The 17784-nt window shown below is 43.2% G+C and carries 21 protein-coding genes; 7 read left to right on the plus strand and 14 right to left on the minus strand.

Annotated elements, in window-relative coordinates:
- Window positions 1-5: 5 nt before the first annotated feature.
- The 6 genes from tkt to CFH81_06000 all read right to left on the minus strand — a co-directional run bounded on the left by tkt (window position 6) and on the right by CFH81_06000 (window position 4748).
- Window positions 6-1994: a transketolase gene (gene tkt / locus CFH81_05975; GenBank protein ID DAB39776.1), complete on the minus strand. Its 1989-nt coding sequence runs from the start codon at window positions 1992-1994 to the stop codon at window positions 6-8.
- Window positions 1995-2001: 7 nt separating this feature from the next.
- Window positions 2002-2853, minus strand: coding sequence for a geranyl transferase (locus CFH81_05980; GenBank protein DAB39777.1), 852 nt, complete (start codon window positions 2851-2853; stop codon window positions 2002-2004).
- Between the two features lie 226 nt (window positions 2854-3079).
- A complete protein-coding gene (locus CFH81_05985) occupies window positions 3080-3397 on the minus strand; it encodes a hypothetical protein (protein ID DAB39778.1) in 318 nt (105 codons plus the stop codon).
- A 19-nt stretch (window positions 3398-3416) separates the two neighbouring features.
- Complete coding sequence (gene crcB, locus CFH81_05990) at window positions 3417-3788, minus strand: fluoride efflux transporter CrcB (GenBank protein DAB39779.1); 372 nt, start codon at window positions 3786-3788, stop codon at window positions 3417-3419.
- A gap of 124 nt (window positions 3789-3912) precedes the next feature.
- The gene (locus CFH81_05995; GenBank protein DAB40439.1) at window positions 3913-4404 is read right to left on the minus strand and encodes a shikimate kinase; all 492 of its coding nucleotides are present in this window, start codon (window positions 4402-4404) and stop codon (window positions 3913-3915) included.
- 104 nt (window positions 4405-4508) lie between these two features.
- The gene (locus CFH81_06000) at window positions 4509-4748 is read right to left on the minus strand and encodes a hypothetical protein (GenBank protein DAB39780.1); all 240 of its coding nucleotides are present in this window, start codon (window positions 4746-4748) and stop codon (window positions 4509-4511) included.
- 61 nt (window positions 4749-4809) lie between these two features.
- Between CFH81_06000 and CFH81_06005 the strand changes: the two genes are divergently transcribed.
- Complete coding sequence (locus CFH81_06005; protein ID DAB39781.1) at window positions 4810-5013, plus strand: hypothetical protein; 204 nt, start codon at window positions 4810-4812, stop codon at window positions 5011-5013.
- Here the strand turns inward: CFH81_06005 and CFH81_06010 are convergent.
- Genes CFH81_06010 through CFH81_06020 form a run of 3 tightly spaced genes read right to left on the minus strand, consistent with a single transcriptional unit; the run spans window position 5010 to window position 6974 of the window.
- Complete coding sequence (locus tag CFH81_06010) at window positions 5010-6335, minus strand: MATE family efflux transporter (protein DAB39782.1); 1326 nt, start codon at window positions 6333-6335, stop codon at window positions 5010-5012. The two genes, CFH81_06005 and CFH81_06010, sit on opposite strands and share 4 nt — an antisense overlap.
- 24 nt (window positions 6336-6359) lie before the next feature.
- Window positions 6360-6683 carry a hypothetical protein gene (locus CFH81_06015; protein DAB39783.1) on the minus strand — a complete coding sequence of 108 codons (324 nt, stop codon included), beginning with the start codon at window positions 6681-6683 and terminating at the stop codon, window positions 6360-6362.
- 18 nt (window positions 6684-6701) lie between these two features.
- Window positions 6702-6974, minus strand: a complete 273-nt coding sequence (locus CFH81_06020; protein ID DAB39784.1) for a hypothetical protein — start codon at window positions 6972-6974, stop codon at window positions 6702-6704.
- A 319-nt stretch (window positions 6975-7293) separates the two neighbouring features.
- Between CFH81_06020 and CFH81_06025 the strand changes: the two genes are divergently transcribed.
- Window positions 7294-7791, plus strand: coding sequence for an RNA 2',3'-cyclic phosphodiesterase (locus tag CFH81_06025; GenBank protein ID DAB39785.1), 498 nt, complete (start codon window positions 7294-7296; stop codon window positions 7789-7791).
- Between the two features lie 100 nt (window positions 7792-7891).
- On the opposite strand, the gene CFH81_06030 is transcribed toward CFH81_06025, so the two are convergent.
- From CFH81_06030 to CFH81_06040, 3 genes are read right to left on the minus strand one after another with little or no spacing between them, the layout of a single operon-like run.
- Window positions 7892-8668, minus strand: coding sequence for a thiazole synthase (locus tag CFH81_06030; GenBank protein DAB39786.1), 777 nt, complete (start codon window positions 8666-8668; stop codon window positions 7892-7894).
- Between the two features lie 41 nt (window positions 8669-8709).
- Window positions 8710-9258 (minus strand): phosphoribosylglycinamide formyltransferase, encoded by a 549-nt coding sequence (gene purN / locus CFH81_06035; GenBank protein DAB39787.1) that lies wholly within the window; start codon window positions 9256-9258, stop codon window positions 8710-8712.
- Window positions 9259-9292: 34 nt separating this feature from the next.
- A complete protein-coding gene (locus CFH81_06040; protein ID DAB39788.1) occupies window positions 9293-10702 on the minus strand; it encodes a bifunctional ADP-dependent NAD(P)H-hydrate dehydratase/NAD(P)H-hydrate epimerase in 1410 nt (469 codons plus the stop codon).
- Window positions 10703-10820: 118 nt separating this feature from the next.
- Between CFH81_06040 and rpsU the strand changes: the two genes are divergently transcribed.
- The 5 genes from rpsU (at window position 10821) to CFH81_06065 (ending at window position 15763) form a co-directional block, all read left to right on the plus strand.
- Window positions 10821-11033, plus strand: a complete 213-nt coding sequence (gene rpsU / locus CFH81_06045) for a 30S ribosomal protein S21 (protein ID DAB39789.1) — start codon at window positions 10821-10823, stop codon at window positions 11031-11033.
- 201 nt (window positions 11034-11234) lie between these two features.
- The gene (purT, locus tag CFH81_06050; GenBank protein ID DAB39790.1) at window positions 11235-12398 is read left to right on the plus strand and encodes a phosphoribosylglycinamide formyltransferase 2; all 1164 of its coding nucleotides are present in this window, start codon (window positions 11235-11237) and stop codon (window positions 12396-12398) included.
- Window positions 12399-12438: 40 nt separating this feature from the next.
- The gene (locus CFH81_06055) at window positions 12439-13374 is read left to right on the plus strand and encodes a hydroxyacid dehydrogenase (GenBank protein ID DAB39791.1); all 936 of its coding nucleotides are present in this window, start codon (window positions 12439-12441) and stop codon (window positions 13372-13374) included.
- Between the two features lie 59 nt (window positions 13375-13433).
- Window positions 13434-15038, plus strand: a complete 1605-nt coding sequence (locus CFH81_06060; GenBank protein ID DAB39792.1) for a succinate dehydrogenase — start codon at window positions 13434-13436, stop codon at window positions 15036-15038.
- On the plus strand, window positions 15035-15763 hold the full coding sequence (locus CFH81_06065) for a succinate dehydrogenase (protein DAB39793.1): 729 nt from the start codon (window positions 15035-15037) through the stop codon (window positions 15761-15763). Before CFH81_06060 ends, CFH81_06065 begins: the two co-directional genes overlap by 4 nt.
- Before the next feature lie 69 nt (window positions 15764-15832).
- On the opposite strand, the gene CFH81_06070 is transcribed toward CFH81_06065, so the two are convergent.
- Both CFH81_06070 and leuC read right to left on the minus strand, forming a co-directional pair.
- A complete protein-coding gene (locus CFH81_06070) occupies window positions 15833-16465 on the minus strand; it encodes a hypothetical protein (GenBank protein ID DAB39794.1) in 633 nt (210 codons plus the stop codon).
- Window positions 16466-16498: 33 nt separating this feature from the next.
- The gene (gene leuC, locus CFH81_06075) at window positions 16499-17779 is read right to left on the minus strand and encodes a 3-isopropylmalate dehydratase large subunit (protein DAB39795.1); all 1281 of its coding nucleotides are present in this window, start codon (window positions 17777-17779) and stop codon (window positions 16499-16501) included.
- Window positions 17780-17784: the final 5 nt, after the last annotated feature.

Genomic DNA, 17784 nt, shown 5'->3' on the forward strand with positions numbered 1-17784 from the left:
TTTTTTTAGATCTCGCACTCCTCAAGCCCTACTTTACGGTACGCCACACCCATCAGCTTGCAAGCGCGTTTCATGATTCCCTCTTGGGTAAATCCAAACTTTTCAAAAAGCTGTTCTGCCGGTGCAGAAGCTCCGAAACTTTCCATTCCCAACACATCGTCGGCATAGCGATAGTATTCCGCAGCCGTTGCCGCTTCTACCGCTAAAACTTTTGTGGCAGGATCGATAATCGCAGCTTTGTAAGCTTCGTCCTGCTCGTTGAAAAGATCCAAACAGGGCACAGAAACTACGTTGGCTTTGATGCCTAACGGAACTAAATAACATGCGGCCTGCAAACATGGCATCAATTCACTTCCGCTTGCCATAAGCGTCAGATTGGCTCCTTCTCTTTTTTTGACAATATAGGCACCCTTTGACACTTCACCAAAGTCTCTTTTTGGCTTGAGTGTTTTAAGTTTTTGACGAGAAAGAACAAAGCCGTGCGGGGCTTTGATGCTTAATGCCTTCTTCCATGCTTCAACGTTTTCTGTAGCATCCGCAGGACGCCAAACATAGAAGTTTGGCAATGCCCTGTATTGGCTAAGCTGCTCAATAGGCTCATGCGTCGGACCATCTTCGCCCACGCCGATACTGTCATGCGTCCAGACAAAAAAGTTTTGGATGCCCGACAACGCTGCAATACGTGCACTTGGCTTAAGATAATCACTGAATATAAAAAATGTTGCATTAAACGGTATCACCGTACCATAAAGCGCCATTGCATTGGTAATCGCAGCCATCGAGTGTTCGCGAATCCCAAAGTGTATATTTTTGCCCTTGGGAAAATCGCCCATGTCCTTTAATTCTGTTTTATTTGATGGAGCAAGATCTGCCGAGCCTCCTACAAAACCTGGGACTGCCGTCGCGATAGCATTGAGTATTTTACCGTTGGAGTCTCTGGTTGCCACCTCTTTGTCATTTGCAAAATCCGGGAAGTTGATCGCTGAAAAATCAGGGTTTAACAGTCTTTCCAATGCTTCGTTTTGTTCGATTAGCGGTGCCTCTTTTTGTCTGTGAATCCACTCTTTCTCTGCCAATTCACCCTCTTCCAATGCGCATCTGAAGCGTATCAGCACATCTTCAGGAATATAAAATTTCTCGTCTGAAGGAAAGCCCAATTTTTCCTTGGATATTTTGATCGTCTCTTCGCCCAGAGGTGCCCCGTGTGTCTCATGGCTTCCCTCTAGCCCTTCAGCATATCTTCCGATAATCGTATTGGCAATGATGATGGTCGGCTTGGTTGCCTCTTTAACTTCATTCAGCGCTTTGTCAATATCATCATAACAATGGCCGTTGATTTTGATTACGTTCCAATTTTGTGCCTCAAAACGCTTGGCAACATCTTCGCTCCATGCGATACTCGTGTCACCTTCTATGGTGATCTCATTGCTGTCGTAGATCAACACAAGATCCTTTAATTCAAGGTGTCCGGCCAAAGCACATGCTTCATAACTGATTCCTTCTTGCAGGTCGCCGTCACCGCAAAGACAGTATACTTTATGGTCTATCAGCTTGCAGGTTTCAGAATTTACTTGCTTGGCCGTATAGGCTTCTGCCATCGCAAAACCTACCGCATTGGCTATCCCTTGCCCTAGAGGACCTGTGGTGATTTCTACTCCTGGCGTATGTCCATACTCCGGATGTCCCGGAGTTTTAGAGTCAAGCTGACGAAAATTTTTAAGATCATCCAAGCTCACATCATATCCCCAAAGATGAAGCAAAGAGTAGATCAATGCCGAAGCATGTCCTCCTGAAAAAACCAATCTGTCCCTGTTGAGCCATGTTGGATTTTTTGGATTATGCTTAAGATGTTCGCTAAGCACAACTGCGATATCGGCCAGACCCATCGGTGCACCCGGGTGTCCCGAATTTGCTTTTTGTACTGTATCTGCTGCTAAAAATCGAATCGTATTGGCCATCTTCTTGCGCATACTGTTCTGCTCTGTCATTACCATATGTGTATCATCCTTTATGTCTGTATAAATATCTGTTTATGAGGGGGTGTAAAGCTGTTTTGAGCGTTTCATCAAAGGCTTCAAATCGTCTTTGCAAATCTTTTGCCAACACATCGGCTTGGGCTATACTCTCCTCTAACCCCAAAAGATTTACAAAACTATTTTTATCGCTGTCATTTCCTGTTGTTTTTCCTGCCTGTTCTTCATTTTGCGTCTCATCGATAATGTCGTCTTGTATCTGAAAAAGCAATCCCAAATCTATCCCAAAGGCATAAAGCTCCTCTTGTACTCTCTTCTCTAAACATACAATCACTGCACCCATTTGCAAGCTTACCGCTATAAGTTTTGCGGTTTTGTTGATATGCAAAAACTTAACTTGGTCGATGTTTAACGGTTTGTTCTCAAAGTAGCAGTCTATGGCTTGCCCCAAAACCATACCCCTGCTTCCTCCGTCACGCGCAAGCAATTCAACCAATTTGATTTTTACATCTTCGCGCAGCGGTGCTTTGGCAATAAGATAGAAAGCATCCGTATTAAGCGCGTCACCTGCAAGTATAGCAGTTACTTCATCATAGCGTTTGTGCAGGGTAGCATGTCCGCGACGCAAATCAGCATTATCCATTGCCGGAAGATCATCATGAATCAATGAATAGGTATGAAACATTTCCAAAGAGAGCGCTACAGGTAAGGCGGAAGGATAAAGCATGGGCTCATAGGCTTCAACGATACTAAGCAAAAGCATAGGACGAAATCGTTTGCCGCCTGCATCAAGCATTGCACCCAATGCCTCTTCGTACACAGTGTGAAAGCTTGGTACTTGCGGCAAATTTTCTTTCAGATAGGATTCAAATCTTTGCATTAACGCTCTTTGGTTTTAATTGATAAAATTATATCCAATTAGGATAAAATAACTCCATGCAAACACACCCAAGACACACGATCATCAAATGGATAAAATGGGCGGTCGGGGGTGGGGCTATCTTATTTTCGGACTCCTTGCGACAGCATGCAAGGGATTGGATTTTTTGGCAAACAAGCAGCATTCCTGATACGGTATTTTCCAAGCGTATCTGCTTTTTTAATTTTCATCGCCACAATTCAACAGGTGAAGTCGTAACGGTACAGTGGGTTAAAAGTTCACTATGCTCAATAATAAACCCTTCTATGATCTCCTTGGTATCAACCGCATCGATGATAATCGGCAACCCTTCAAACAAATCCGCCAGACGAACCTGACGCATCTGTTTGGAGCTTCCATATCCCATAATCCCCCGCACTACGGTTACTCCGCTGATTGACGCATCATAAAGACGATCAACAATCTGGCGAAATAAAATATTTTCTTCATATTTATAATCTTCGGCCGTAAAAATCGTAAGGCGTAATCCTTTAACAAAATCCATGTAATTCTTCCTTTTTGTTCTAAAGCATTCTTGCAACAGCGATTCCGCCGACTCCGGCAACAAAACCAGCAGCAATCGTTGCAACCAGATTGAGAAGCGCTTTGCCTCCCTCTCCGCCCATTGCAAGAGTGAGCGTTTCAAAAGTAAATGAGCTAAACGTCGTAAATCCCCCAAGAAACCCGGTGACAATCAGCAGTCTCATGGTTGGCGTGATTGTCAACCTCTCAAGAGCGAGCGTCATAAAAAAGAGAATCAAAAATGACCCTGCAGTATTCACGGCAAGAGTACCATAGGGGAAATTTTTGCCGCACATTGAAGCACATCCCAACCCCGTTGCATAGCGGGCAACACTCCCGATCCCGCCACCGATAAAAATTGCAAGCCATTCCATATACGTCTGCTGCTCCAAGCCATAAAAGATAAAAGTATTTTAACACAAATGAAGATGAAAGTATATTTTTAAATTATACAACCTTACAATACCTCAACTATTTAAAAAAAATAAAACCGTATCGTCACTTAGTGATTGCTGCGCATTTGCCGGCTATCTCATCGATAATCTCATCCAAATGTTTATCTGCAACATTTATAATGACATCTGCCACCTCTTTATAGGCTTTTTCCCGCTCTTGATAAAGTTTTTTTGCCTCTTTTTCTTTAGAAAACAAAGGTCTTTTGGCAAGTTTGGCTTTGGCGTTTTTTGCATTTTTAAGGCGTTTGAGTATCCAATCGAACGTAGCATCCAATAAAACAACTGTGCCCAGCGCTTTGAGATTATTCACTTTATAAAATCCGCCGCCGCAACTGATGAGAGTCTCATCCACACACTTTTCTATCCAGTCCGCAGTTGCCTGTTCCTGCGCTCTAAAATAGGTTTCACCTTCTTTTTCAAATATTTTTTTGATCTCTTTGTTTTCTTTAGATTCTATAAGATCATCTGTATCAATGATATATGTACCATATTTTTTTGCAAAAGCACGCGCTGTTGTTCCTTTGCCTACCCCCATAAAACCTATCAGTATAATATTTTTTTTCAAATCTTCTCCCCCCACTCTGTGCGTTTAAATAATGCTTCTATTATTTTTAATTTTTTGTTATTTTTGCAAAACAATTACACCATATTATAACGATCAATGATTTTTTTAAGACGTTTGCGTAAATTTCTAAGTGCTTCTGTAGCCGTTTCACCTTCTGCAATAAGTGATTCAAATTCATCAAACTGAATTTTAGCTATCCAGCCGATCTTTGTATGAAGTTTAATACCCACAAAACGCACTTCACCGTAATGCTCTTTTGCCATCTTGTAAATACGTTCGATTCTCTCATCAATAGTTTTACTCTCTCTACTCATCTATCACCCTTTTTATATAATTATAACATAAGCCAAAGAAATCCCCAAAATTCACTTTATTGTGCTTATTCCGGGTGTCATCGATACCTCTGTGATCTATCAGACAATCGGCCATGCAGGCACAAAAGAATTTTCTTCGGCGGAACACTTTAAAAGCGGGCCGGTTCAAAAAGCCCGAAATGCAGCAAAACTGCTCATCAGTATATTTGATGAATTTTTGAAATATGAAAGCGGAGGATTTGCTGCTATTAAAAAAATGTCTTAAACTTTTAGTTGCTGCCATTTGCCTTTTTTAAAAACAGCCCAAAGCCAAATTGCTTTAACAAAAGTATCAGATATCATTGCCAAATAGACCAGCAAAATTGATTCAAAATACCAAGAGAGTACAAAAGCAGGAAGAATACGAACAAGCCAGAGTGACACAAGATTGATTCTGAGGGTTCTCTTGGTATCACCTGCTCCCCTAAGGGCGCCTGACAGTACAAAGTTAAACGCCAAAGGGATCTGTGAAAATCCCACAATACGCAAATAGAGACTTGCTTCTTGAATGGTCTGCATGTCATCCGTAAAAAGCCGGACGATTTTCTCGGGGACAAAAATCATAAAAAATGAAAGAAAAAACATAAAACCTACCGTATATTTAAGCACAAGCAGCACATCCTCTCTTGCCTGCTGAGGCTTTTTGGCTCCTAGCCCCTGTCCCATTAAAGCCATCGCCGCAATAGTAAACCCGATACCCGGCATAAAAGCCAACCCTTCTACTCTTAATCCTATCTGGTATCCTGCCAATGCTTCTGTGCCATACCGTGCAATAACGGCCGTAAAAAGCATAAAGCTTCCAAAAGTCAACAAACGTTCAAAAGATGCAGGTATGCCTACTTTAAGCGCACGATCAAGCAAAAATCCAGAGTAATGCACCAAAGGAATAAAAGGGGTTCGGCAGCGCAGATAAATGAAAACATACACCGTCATCTCAAGAATGTTGACAATGACCGTCCCCGCTGCCGCACCCATCACGCCAAGTTCGGGAAAGCCATAGTTACCGAAAATCAAAAGATAATTAAGTATAATATTGAGCACAATGGAGACGATTTTTATCTTCATGGGGGTTTTGGTATCGCCTGCGGAGTTTAGCGCAGAAACAAAAACCAATTTTACAAAAACAAAAGGCATCATCAAAGTAAGCATCTGCACATACGATGCGCCCAGTTGCGTTACCATGGGATCGGTGCCAAACCATAGATAGATCTTTTCAGAGAGAAAATACCACAGTACACTCACCGGCAAACTCAAAAGAACCGCAAACCCAAGCAGTGTAGAGAGTCCCATTGAAGCGCGCTTGATCTGTCCCGCGCCTACAAATCGGGATAAAAGCGCACCGGTTCCCACATGCAGCAATGTCAAGACTGCAAAAACAAACATCAACGACTGAAGTCCAAGTCCAACAGCCGCTACGGCAAAAGCAGAGAGCCGGCCTACCATGATAAGATCGACAATAACTTGCAGCATATCAAGCAATGAATTGACCGCTGCAGGGATAGAGAGCCTAAGTATCTTTTGATGCCCGGGAGGGAAAAATCGTATCAAGAGGATTTCTTTCGTTTTTTGGAATTATACTCCTATTAACTGAGAAAGATAAAAATACAATCCTACAATACCCGCAGAGGACCATCCCATCATCCAAGCAGCAGCGCGCATCCTTTTTTCTTCTTGAAACATTTTTCGGACCCGGTACAGCATCACAGGATAAAGAGCCAAAACCAAAATAACCGGAATATATGCCGTCCACCCCAAACCAAACTTTTGCGCTGCAAGTTTGACCGCCACAAAAGAAGTGTAAACAAATCCATACACAATAAAAAACATAACTATTTGGAAAATAAAAAATATTATTTCAACACCGTTTTTGTTCTTTTTGTCATCATAGCGCCGCATATTCTTTAGCCGTCAACTCTAAACTGTCGGCCATTCTCCTGATGGCCATGGCTTCTCATCGCTATTGAAACTGGTATACAAAACAAGTTCTTTCGTATATTCAGACAAATTGTTTGTAAAGCGCAAAAGCTGTGCGTTGGGTTCACCCCCTATCCAGCTATAGATAAACTGGGTAATCGTAATAATAAAAAGCACCATAGAGATAAATCTAACCAAAATCAAATACAAAATCGTATAAAGTATCCTTTCAATATTTGGTTTTGGCGATCGGGTATTTTGTGAATTTTGCATTTATAAACCTTTTTTGTTTTATTGTATCAAATTTCTTCATATTTGGACAAACAAGATAACTGTAACGGCATGAGGCACCCGCAATATTCCCAGTCTGTGTTTATTGGTCTTTTGACAATAGCACTCCGAAGCTTAGCAGTTTTCTCGCATAATCTATAGACATTTGCAATTTTATAGCCTATGCATATAAATTTAACTCTAATCACTTTTTAATTGCCTTTTGTTTTTTATATTTTAATGCTTATGCTTTTTACCATAAAACCTATGCTATCATAAAAAATATGCCCCAATGTATAAAATAGTTTTTCGAAGGTATTGTATGAGACTTTTCATTGCTTCTCCTGTTGCGCTTCACGAATATGCCTCCATCAAAAAAGATTTCAGTAAAATCATTGAGGGGAAATGGGTCGAAGAAGAGAATCTGCATCTAACGTGGGTTTTTTTGGGAGAAATAAAAGAGGAAAATTCTATTATCAATCAAATGCAGGATATTACTTCTTTGAAAAACAAAATCGATATCTTTGGATTGGGATATTTTGGACATCCGCCTAAGATTTTTTTTGCCAAATCTCAAGAAAAACCACTCTTTGCTAAAGCCAAAGAGTTTACGGATGCGGGTTTCAGTCTTCACTCTTTTAAGCCGCATATCACACTTTGCCATATCAAAGCCATACATGATGAGAGGGCCTACGAAAAAACACTTAAATACCATCAAGATAAAATATTGGGATCCATACTCCCTTGCATCTCACTTTATCAAAGCATTCTGGACAAAAAATGTGCACACTATCGGCGTATTTTTGATATAAAAAAATGAATACCATACAGATTCTTTCTCATCAAAAAACGTGCTCTTTGCAACAACTGCCAAAAGATAAGGAAACGCTGCAGTGTGATCTTTTGGTTAGATCACAACGTTAAAAAATCATCCCGTCAACAGGCGATGAAGCCGTAGCAAAGGGTCTCTTGGGGATACGTCCCGCGAGGTAACTCATACGGCCTGCCTTGACGGCGTACTTCATCGCTTCTGCCATCAGGATAGGATTTCTTGCTCCCGCAATGGCCGTGTTCGTTAAAACACCGTCCGCGCCAAGTTCCATGGCTACGGCTGCATCCGATGCGCAACCTATTCCTGCATCTACAATGACAGGTACGCTGACCGCCTCGCGAATAAAGTGAATATTGAATTTATTTTGAATTCCCAGTCCTGAACCAATAGGGGATGCCAAAGGCATAACCGCATTCGCGCCTGCATTTTCAAGTCTTTTTGCCATAATCGGATCATCACTGGTATAAGCCATGATGGTAAACCCGTCTTTTGCCAATACCTCGCACGCCTTGATTGTCTCGATAACATCAGGATAAAGTGTCTTTTGTGTGTCTCCGATAACTTCAAGCTTGATAAGGTCAATCCCTGTGGCTTCACGGGTAAGCCTAAAAAGTGTAATCGCATCTTCAGCAGTGGTGCATCCTGCCGAATTGGGAAGAAACTTAACGTTGGTATTTTTAAAATATGTCATCAAATTTTCTTCTTCGGGGCTGGTTATATTCACGCGTCTTACGGCTACTGTGATCAATTCGCTTCCGCTGGCAAGCGTGGCATCCAAAGTGGTTTGAAAACTGTCATATTTTCCTGAACCCACAATCAGTCTGCTGCCAAATTCATATTTCCCAATTTTTAAAATATCGCTCATGATACATTCCTTTTTATAATCTTGATGGGTTATAACACACCCTAACTTAAAACTTTTCTTATCGCTTCTGCAAGTGCTTCTTTTTCTATCTTGCGTATTTTTTTATCATAACTCTCAAAATCAAGCCCCTCTTTAGCAACCTCTTTTTGAAGAATGATCTCACCCCCATCCAGCTCGCTGCTTACCCAGTGCACACTTACCCCGCCTGTAGAAAAAGTATCATTGTAGCTTTTCTCTATAGCATGAAGCCCTTTGTGTCTAGGAAGCAGTGAAGGATGCAGATTTATCGCATGGATTGCTTCTGTGAAAACCGGGGTTAAGATACGCATAAATCCCGCAAGCACAGTAAGGTCTGCTGCGTAGGGCCGAAGTCTTTGCACAATAGTCGCATCAAATACTTCTCTGCTCTCAAAGTTTTTTGAGTCCACCACTTCAAGCGGAATGCCGGCTTGATGAGCTATCTTTATCCCTTCTGCTTCAGGATTGTTTGTCAGAGCCACAACCACTTCAAACTCTTGACGATGCAGCGCCTTGACAATATAGGCAAAATTACTTCCTTTGCCGCTAAAAAGTATGGCTATTTTCTTCATGACGGCATTGTGGCATAAAAGTAGTAATAGATGGCTAAGAAAACTCTAATCTGCCCACCTCATCTATCAAATCTGTTGGCAGCATTGCATAGCTTGCCCCTGTATATTTCCCCGCCGCAAGGACAAGCGCCAAGGAACCTTGTATAGCAGCATCCAGAGCGGTGTAGCCTTGTGCAAGCAGAGACACAATCAGTCCGCTGAGGACATCTCCGCTGCCCCCTTTACTTAGCTTGGAACACCCAAGCGGATTGATATAGAGTTTCTCTTCTTGCACAATAAGCGTATTGGCGCCTTTAAGCAAAAGTGTTACATGAGGATATTTGGTGTTAAAACGGCGCACAATCTCAAAACGTTTGGCTTGGATTTGCGAAACACTTAGCTGTTCGCCGGTTAGTATCTTCCATAGGGAAACAAACTCTTTGGGATGCGGCGTTATAACTATTTGGCGATCTTTTTGTTCCAAAATACTAAGCAATTTAGGAACATGCAATGCATCCGCATCCAAAACAATAGGCAGATGACTTTTGATAACATAGTGTGTTAAAAATTCATCTTCAAAATAACTCCCAAGTCCCATACCGATTCCTATGGCTGATGCATTTGGAGGAACGACACTTGCGGTCATAAGATAAGGAGGATGCATGATAGGCTCATGTATCACCAGTGTCGTCAAACCCGATCCATAGCGTGCCGCTGCCATGGCAGCAATGACTCCTGCCCCCTCTTTCTCTCCGCAAAAAAGAACCGCATGCCCAAAATCACCTTTATGGGTAGATTGAATTTTTCTGCTTGGCACTCTCAAGTCGCTTGCTTCAACCAAAAAGGTCCGGCTTTGCTCTTCATAAAACGAATGGCTTACTCCCAAATCGATCTTTTTTATCTTGCCTATACTGTCTTTGCTTTCATCCAGATATAAAGATTCCTTATATGCTCCCATGGTCAAAGTAATATCTGCCCGGAAAGCAAAAGGCATCAGCCGTCCGTCTTCTCCGACTCCACTGGGAATATCACAGGCAATTTTATATCCCTTGAAACTGTTAAGCTGATGAAGAATGTGTTCAGCCTTAGGATCGAGTCTGCGATTGAGTCCTGCGCCAAAAAGCGCATCAACAATCACATCCGCCTCCTCCGGTTCATCAGCACTTTTTATTCCCAGACGCCCGGCTCTATCCATTTGCAATTGTGCCATTTTGGATTTCAACATGAAGGGAAGATACAGTATCACTTTGTAATCACCATGCAACAAGCGGGCCAACGCAATACCGTCTGCGCCGTTGTTTCCTGCTCCTGCGACAATCAGCACGGAAGTTCCTTTTGCAAAACGGCCACGAATATACTGGTCCATGCCGCCGGCGGCATGCTCCATTAAAATATCTTCACTTAATCTGTATGTTTCATAGCATTTTTTATCCATCTCATAACAGCTTTGATATACTTTTTGCATTCTCCCTCCTTGCCATCTTGTTTATTTTATCATAAATTAAACATATCTTGCTATAATAACGGCCTTTGTTTTATCTCTTTAAAAAGAGAAATTGATAACAGAAAGGGGGTGCCATTTTATGCCAGGAATTCATCTTAGTTCACGTGATTCTTTTGATGATGCTTACAGAAAATTCAAAAGACAATGCGACAGAAACCTTATCGTTACAGAAGCTAGAGCAAGACAATATTATGAAACAGCCACTGAAAAGAAAAAGAAAGAGAAAATTGCTACACGCAAGAAAATCCTTAAAAAACTTTTTATGCTTAGAAGATTTGAGTCTAGACTGTAATCAAAATACTAAATGGGAAAGTCCCAACTGCATACGATACAATCAAGTTTTGCTTGATTGTATCTTTCTTCATTCAACCACTTTCACTTTCAATAATAAGCTCAAAAACATTTTAACTCATTAGAGATTATTTAACTTTTTGCTAGAATCCTATTAGTAAAATTATCGTTCTTTACGGACAAATACTCAAAAAGGTTTCTCATGACATTTACAGCTCCATTACAAAATAATGCTATCAAGATCATGCTTTTAGGAAGCGGTGAACTCGGAAAAGAAGTGGCCATAGAGGCGCAAAGATTGGGCGTAGAGGTAATTGCGGTTGACAAATATGAAAATGCGCCTGCACATCTGGTAGCCAATCGCTCTTATGCTATCAATATGCAAGACAAAGAAGCTGTGCTTTCTCTTATAGAAAAAGAACGGCCCACCTTTATCCTTCCCGAAGTAGAAGCAATCAGTATCGATGCACTGTTTGAAGCAGAAAAAAGAGGGTTTCATGTTATCCCCAATGCAGAAGCGGTCAACAAAACGATGAACCGTAAAAATATCCGTGTATTTGCCGCTGAAACTTTGGGATTAAAAACCAGCGGCTATGCGTTTGTTAGCACTCTTGAAGAACTTAAAGAAGCGGCCGGCACCATGGGATTTCCTTGCGTGATCAAGCCGGTCATGAGCAGTTCAGGACATGGACAAAGTATTGCTAAAAGTGCCGATGATGTTGAAAAATCATGGGAAATCGCCAAAGAAGCAAGAGGAGATGCCAGCGAACTCATCGTAGAAGAGTTTATTCGATTTGATTATGAGATTACACTGCTTACCGTACGCAACGAAACGGGTACTGCTTTTTGTGAGCCGATAGGGCATATACAGCAAGACGGTGATTTTATCCTTTCATGGCAACCCATACAAATGCACCCCGAAGCACTCAAAAAAGCACAGCAAATTGCCAAAACCGTAACGGATGGCTTGGGGGGGCGCGGAATATTTGGAGTAGAATTCTTTGTCAAAGATAACGAAGTCTATTTTTCAGAACTCTCCCCGCGTCCGCACGATACAGGGATGGTGACGCTCATTACTCAAAGCCAAAGCGAATTTGCTTTGCATGTCAGAGCCGTACTTGGCCTGCCTCTTGATTTTACTTTTTACGGCCCAGGGGCATGCGGAGCCTATAAAGCAAAAAAGGAAAGTCACGCACCTGCTTTAGAAATACCCGATAATGTTTTTACGAAAAACAGTTTTGTAAGAGTATTTGGCAAACCGGAGTCTCACGTAGGTCGGCGTATGGCAGTTTCGCTTGTCCTGGATGAAATCCAAGAAGCTAAACGCAGAGCCAAAGAGATCGTTGAAAATATTACTGACCATTAAAAAATACACATACTATGCATGCCCATAAAGGAAAAAAACCATGTCAAAAATCGTTATCCTTGATGCAAAGACCTTGGGAGATGATCTTGATCTCTCTTTACTTGGCAGATTTGGAGAGATAATTCGCTACGAAACAACAGAACCTTCAAATACCTTGGAGCGCATCAACGATGCCGATATTGTTATCACTAATAAAGTGGTAATTACCGAAGAGATGATGGGTAAAACACCGCGCCTCAAACTGATCTGCATCGCTGCAACCGGCACAAACAATATTGATCTGAATGGAGCAAAAAACAAAGGTATTGTTGTTAAAAATGTTGCCGGATACTCTACCAAAAGCGTTGTGCAGCACACCTTTGCCATGGCACTTTATCTGTTGGAAAAGATGTCTTATTATGATAATGCTGTCAAAAGCGGGACATGGACAACTTCAAAACTTTTTACTGATGTATCCAAGCCATTTTATGAGATTGCGGGAAAACAATGGGGGATTATCGGGCTGGGTGCCATCGGTAGCGAGGTAGCAAAAATAGCTACGGCGTTTGGTGCTGATGTATGCTACTACTCTACCTCAGGTCAAAATCTACAAAGCGGCTATCCGCACAAAGCGCTGGATCTCTTACTGAGAGAATGTGATATTATCTCCATCCACGCTCCGCTCAATGAAGCAACAGAAAATCTATTGAATACAAAAAATCTCTCTCTTATTAAAAATGAAGCTATCTTGCTTAGCCTTGGCCGAGGGGGAATCATCAATGAAACAGATTTGGCCCAAGAGCTTGAGAAGCGAAAGATTTATGCCGGCTTGGATGTAATAGCCAAAGAACCGATCCAGACAGATAATCCTTTGATGCACATCCATGCACAAGAGAGGCTTCTTATTACGCCTCATATTGCTTGGACCAGCATAGAAGCCAGAAAAAAGCTTCTTGAAGGTATTGTAGAGAACATTCAAACATTTCTAGAAAGGTAATCGATGCCTTCTTTGCTTCTAACTTTCTGCTCTACAGAAACGCTAAAAAAGGATTTTATATGATAGATATACTTATCATAGGTTCGGGGGGTGCAGGACTTGCTGCCGCACTTGCAGCTAAAACAGCCGGAGCCGAGGTTACTGTTGCAGGAAAAGCTTATCCGACCAATTCTCAAACCTCAATGGCGCAAGGAGGCATGAACGCAGCGCTGGGCAATGCGGGGGAGGACCATGTCGCTTTACACATAGCCGATACGATCAAATCTGCCCACGGCATCTGCAACGAGCATATGGTGCGAAAAATGTGTTCCGATGCACCCGGAGCGATAGCGTGGCTGGAGGAACTTGGCGTTCCTTTTTCCAGGCTTGACACCCAAAGTCAAGGTATAAAGACTATCGCGCAACGCCAAATGGGCGGTGCAAGTGCCAAACGCGCCTGCTATGCACAAGATTATACGGGACTAAAAATCCTTCATACTCTCTATGACACTTGCCTCAAAAAAGGGGTCGATTTTCTGAATGAATATTTTTTACTTAACCTCATCACAGAAGACAGCACCGTTAAAGGAGCGACTTTTCTGGATATCCGCAGCGGCGAAGTCGTACAGATTGATGCCAAATCGGTGGTAATCGCCACGGGAGGATTCGGTACGCTCTACCACGGCCACACAACCAATGCTTTCGGCTCCACGGGTGATGGTGTCGCTGCAGCATTGCGTGCCGGAGGAGCAGTGAGCGATATGGAATTTGTGCAATTTCATCCTACTGCGCTTAAGCACTCTGCCATTCTTATCTCTGAAGCTGCACGGGGCGAAGGAGGTTACCTGCTCAACAGTGCGCAAGAAAGATTTGTCGATGAACTCAAACCGCGCGACGTGGTGGCAAGAGCAATCTTTGCAGAGCTTAAAAAGGGGCATGGAGTATTTTTGGATGTGCGCCATCTGGGAAGAGAAAAACTGATGGAGCTGCTGCCGCAGGAGGTGGAGCTTTGCCGGCTGCATGAACATATCGATCCTCTCACACAGCTTATCCCCATCAAGCCGGTTGCTCACTACACGATGGGGGGTATCGATGTGGACGATGCATTGGAGATTAACGGCATCAAAGGATGTTTTGCCGCGGGCGAATGCTCAAATGCCAAAATACACGGCGCCAACAGGCTTGGCGGAAACTCGTTGCTGGAGATCATTGCTTTTGGAAGATTTGCCGGAGAAAATGCAGTCAAACACGCCATGTTTGCGCGTGCCACCCCATCAGACGATACCCAAATGCAAAAAGACAAAGCACACATTGCCCGCATCCTTATGCAGGAATATACGGTGAACTTCTATGATGCCAGGGAGAAGCTTGGAAAACTATTTTATGATAAGGTGGGCATTGTGCGGGAAAACGGCAAACTGCACGAAGCGCTTGATGAAGTGAGCATGATGCAGGCTGAGCTTCCTAAAATGGGTCTCAAAGACAAAGCAAAAGAGCATAACCAAAACCTTGTAGAATTTCTAGAGTTCTCCAACACCCTGCTGCTTGCCCCGGCAGTGATCTCTGCGGCCATTGCCAGAGATGAAAGCCGTGGCGCGCACTTCAAGCAGGGATTTGAGTTTGAGGATGACGAAAGGTTTAAGAAGCATATCGTGCTACAATGGAAAAACGAGGAGCATGCATGAAGATAAACGTATTTCGCAGCCAAACCAACACCCATCAGGAGTACACGATTCCAGAGGGTGAAACCACTCTCCTTAAAGCATTGATGCACATCAAAGCTACACAGGATGCGACCCTCACATTTTCTACAGGATGCCGTGCTTCGGTATGCGGTACATGTGCAGTGCGGGTCAACGGCAAAGAACGGCTCTCCTGCTCTCATAAAGTCAAAGACGGCGACGTTGTTGAACCGCTGCAGCACCATCCGGTGCTCCGCGATCTCAAAGTAGACAAACAGCCTGCCCAAAAGACGCTCCTTACTGCCACCGCATGGCTTCACAGTTTCACCCAGGCAGCACAAAACCACGCCGATGAAAAACGCAGCGAACGCCAAACTGACTGCATCCTCTGCGACAGTTGCTACTCCGCCTGCCCTGTGTTTGCAGTCAATCCGGATTTTTTAGGCCCTTTTGCCTTGACCCGGGCCTATCGCTATAGCGTGGATAAGCGTGAAACGGATGTCAAAGGGATCGCAGATGCCATCCAACATAACGGCGTATGGGACTGTACGCTTTGCGGCGAATGTACAGCGGCCTGCCCCAAAGGAATTGATCCTAAGATGGATATCTTAATGCTAAGAAGCGCTTCGGTGCAATTAGGATACGCGGATCCCTCTTTTGTCACCCAAAGTTTCGGTGCACCCGATTTTGGCGGAGGATTTGGATTTGATCCGAATGCGGGGTTTTAGGCACAGTGTTTATTTATAATTTTTACACTTTTACACAAAAGACAACTTTTTAGCTACTGGCTAAATATATTAATTTTTGTTTGAAAACGCCCCAAAAAACATCCCAATCAAAGCGCCTACCATAAGCAAATGCCCGGCTGCTTTGGTAAGGCCAGAGAATAATGCTTCATATTCAAGCACACCCAATGTGCTGAAGATATAGTGAAAGTCATGGAGCGCGTCCACGCCCAAAAATGACTTATCTGCAAAAAGTATGGCGCCCTCATGCGCGGTGGACATATACCACGCGGTATGGTCCATCGAGATACCCAATATAAACAGCCCGGCCAAAAATGCCATCCTATTGCCTTGTTTTTTGTAGTAATATGCAATGCCAAGCGGAAAGCCCCATTGAAACAGCGTACCCATCGCTATCATGATAAACTGCGGACATGGCAGGATATAGCATACTCCGTGCCCGCCTTCATGTACGATGCCGAGCGTCTGCACAATAATGAACCGGTAGATAGCAAAAAGATACTCCGTCACACTTGCGATCTGATGCGGTGCACTCTCGTAGGGTTTGTAGTTGAGATAAAGCAGAAAAAACAGGGTGAAAAATACCAAAGCCGCCTTTTTGGCAGACTTGGTCGAGAGGTGGTCTGTTGCAGCCTCTTCCTTTGGGTCTTTAGGAAAGAGATGGGTGAACGAACTTTTTTTCAAAGACGCTCCTTTGCGGCCGATCAAACTCCATCATTAAAGATCGCGTGGATCGACGATCTTGCCGGCAATCGCCGAAGCCGCCGCCACAGCCGAATTGGCAAGATAGATCTCGGAAGTTCTTGCGCCCATTCTTCCTACAAAGTTACGGTTAGTCGTAGCAACGCAACGTTCACCGTCTCCCAAGATACCCATATACCCCCCCAAACATGCACCGCATGTAGGGTTCGAAACCACTGCGCCCGCTTCGATAAGTATATCAATCAATCCTTCATGCTGTGCCTGCAAAAGAATCTTTTGTGTAGCCGGGGTCACGATCATGCGGGTATGTTTTGCCACCCTTTTGCCTTTCATAATCTCTGCAGCGATACGAATATCTTCAATACGCCCGTTTGTGCATGACCCTATCATGACTTGATCAATCTTCAAATCATCTTTGACAGCTTGCTCTACAGGCTTACCATTCGATGGCAAAAATGGGTAGGCGATCACCGGCGAAAGTGCTGCCGTATCAATTGTGAGCGTTTGAACATAGGTTGCATCGGCATCGGCATAGTGTATTTTTGGTTGCGCTCTAAGTCCCCCGTTTGCCTCTTCTCTCTCTCTAAGATAAGTCTGTGTCACCTCATCTACTGCAAATATACCGTTTTTAGCGCCTGCTTCAATGACCATATTCGAGATAGAAAATCTATCTGCCATACCAAGGTACTGTACTGCATCGCCTGTAAACTCGATCGCTTTATAAAGTGCGCCGTCCACCCCTATCATACGGATAAGTTCCAAAATGATATCTTTGCCGTAAATATGTTTTCCAGGTTTTCCGGTAAGTATCACTTTAATTGTCTCGGGCACTTTAAACCAATTGCCTCCCGTAATCATCCCAAATGCCAAATCCGTACTTCCCATTCCGGTAGAAAATGCGCCCAATGCTCCATGCGTGCAGGTATGCGAATCTGCTCCGATGATCACATCTCCCGGAACCACAAGACCTTTTTCAGGAAGCAACGCATGCTCTATACCCATATCTTTTTCATCAAAAAAATACTTCATATCATGTTTGTAGGCAAAATTGCGGCTGATTTTAGCTTGATTTGCTGATGCGATATCTTTGGCAGGAATATAGTGATCCATGACGATACAAAAGTTATCAGGCTTTGCCAATTTTTCGGCTCCGCTCTCTTCAAATGCCCGAATAGAGATAGGGGTAGTAATATCATTACCGATAATCATATCAATATCTACTCTTACGATCTCTCCTGCATGCACCTCTTTGCCTGCATGTTCTGAGAAGATCTTCTCTGTAATGGTTTGTCCCATTGGTT

This window comes from Sulfurovum sp. UBA12169 (assembly GCA_002742845.1).
Taxonomy (GTDB): Bacteria; Campylobacterota; Campylobacteria; order Campylobacterales; family Sulfurovaceae; genus Sulfurovum.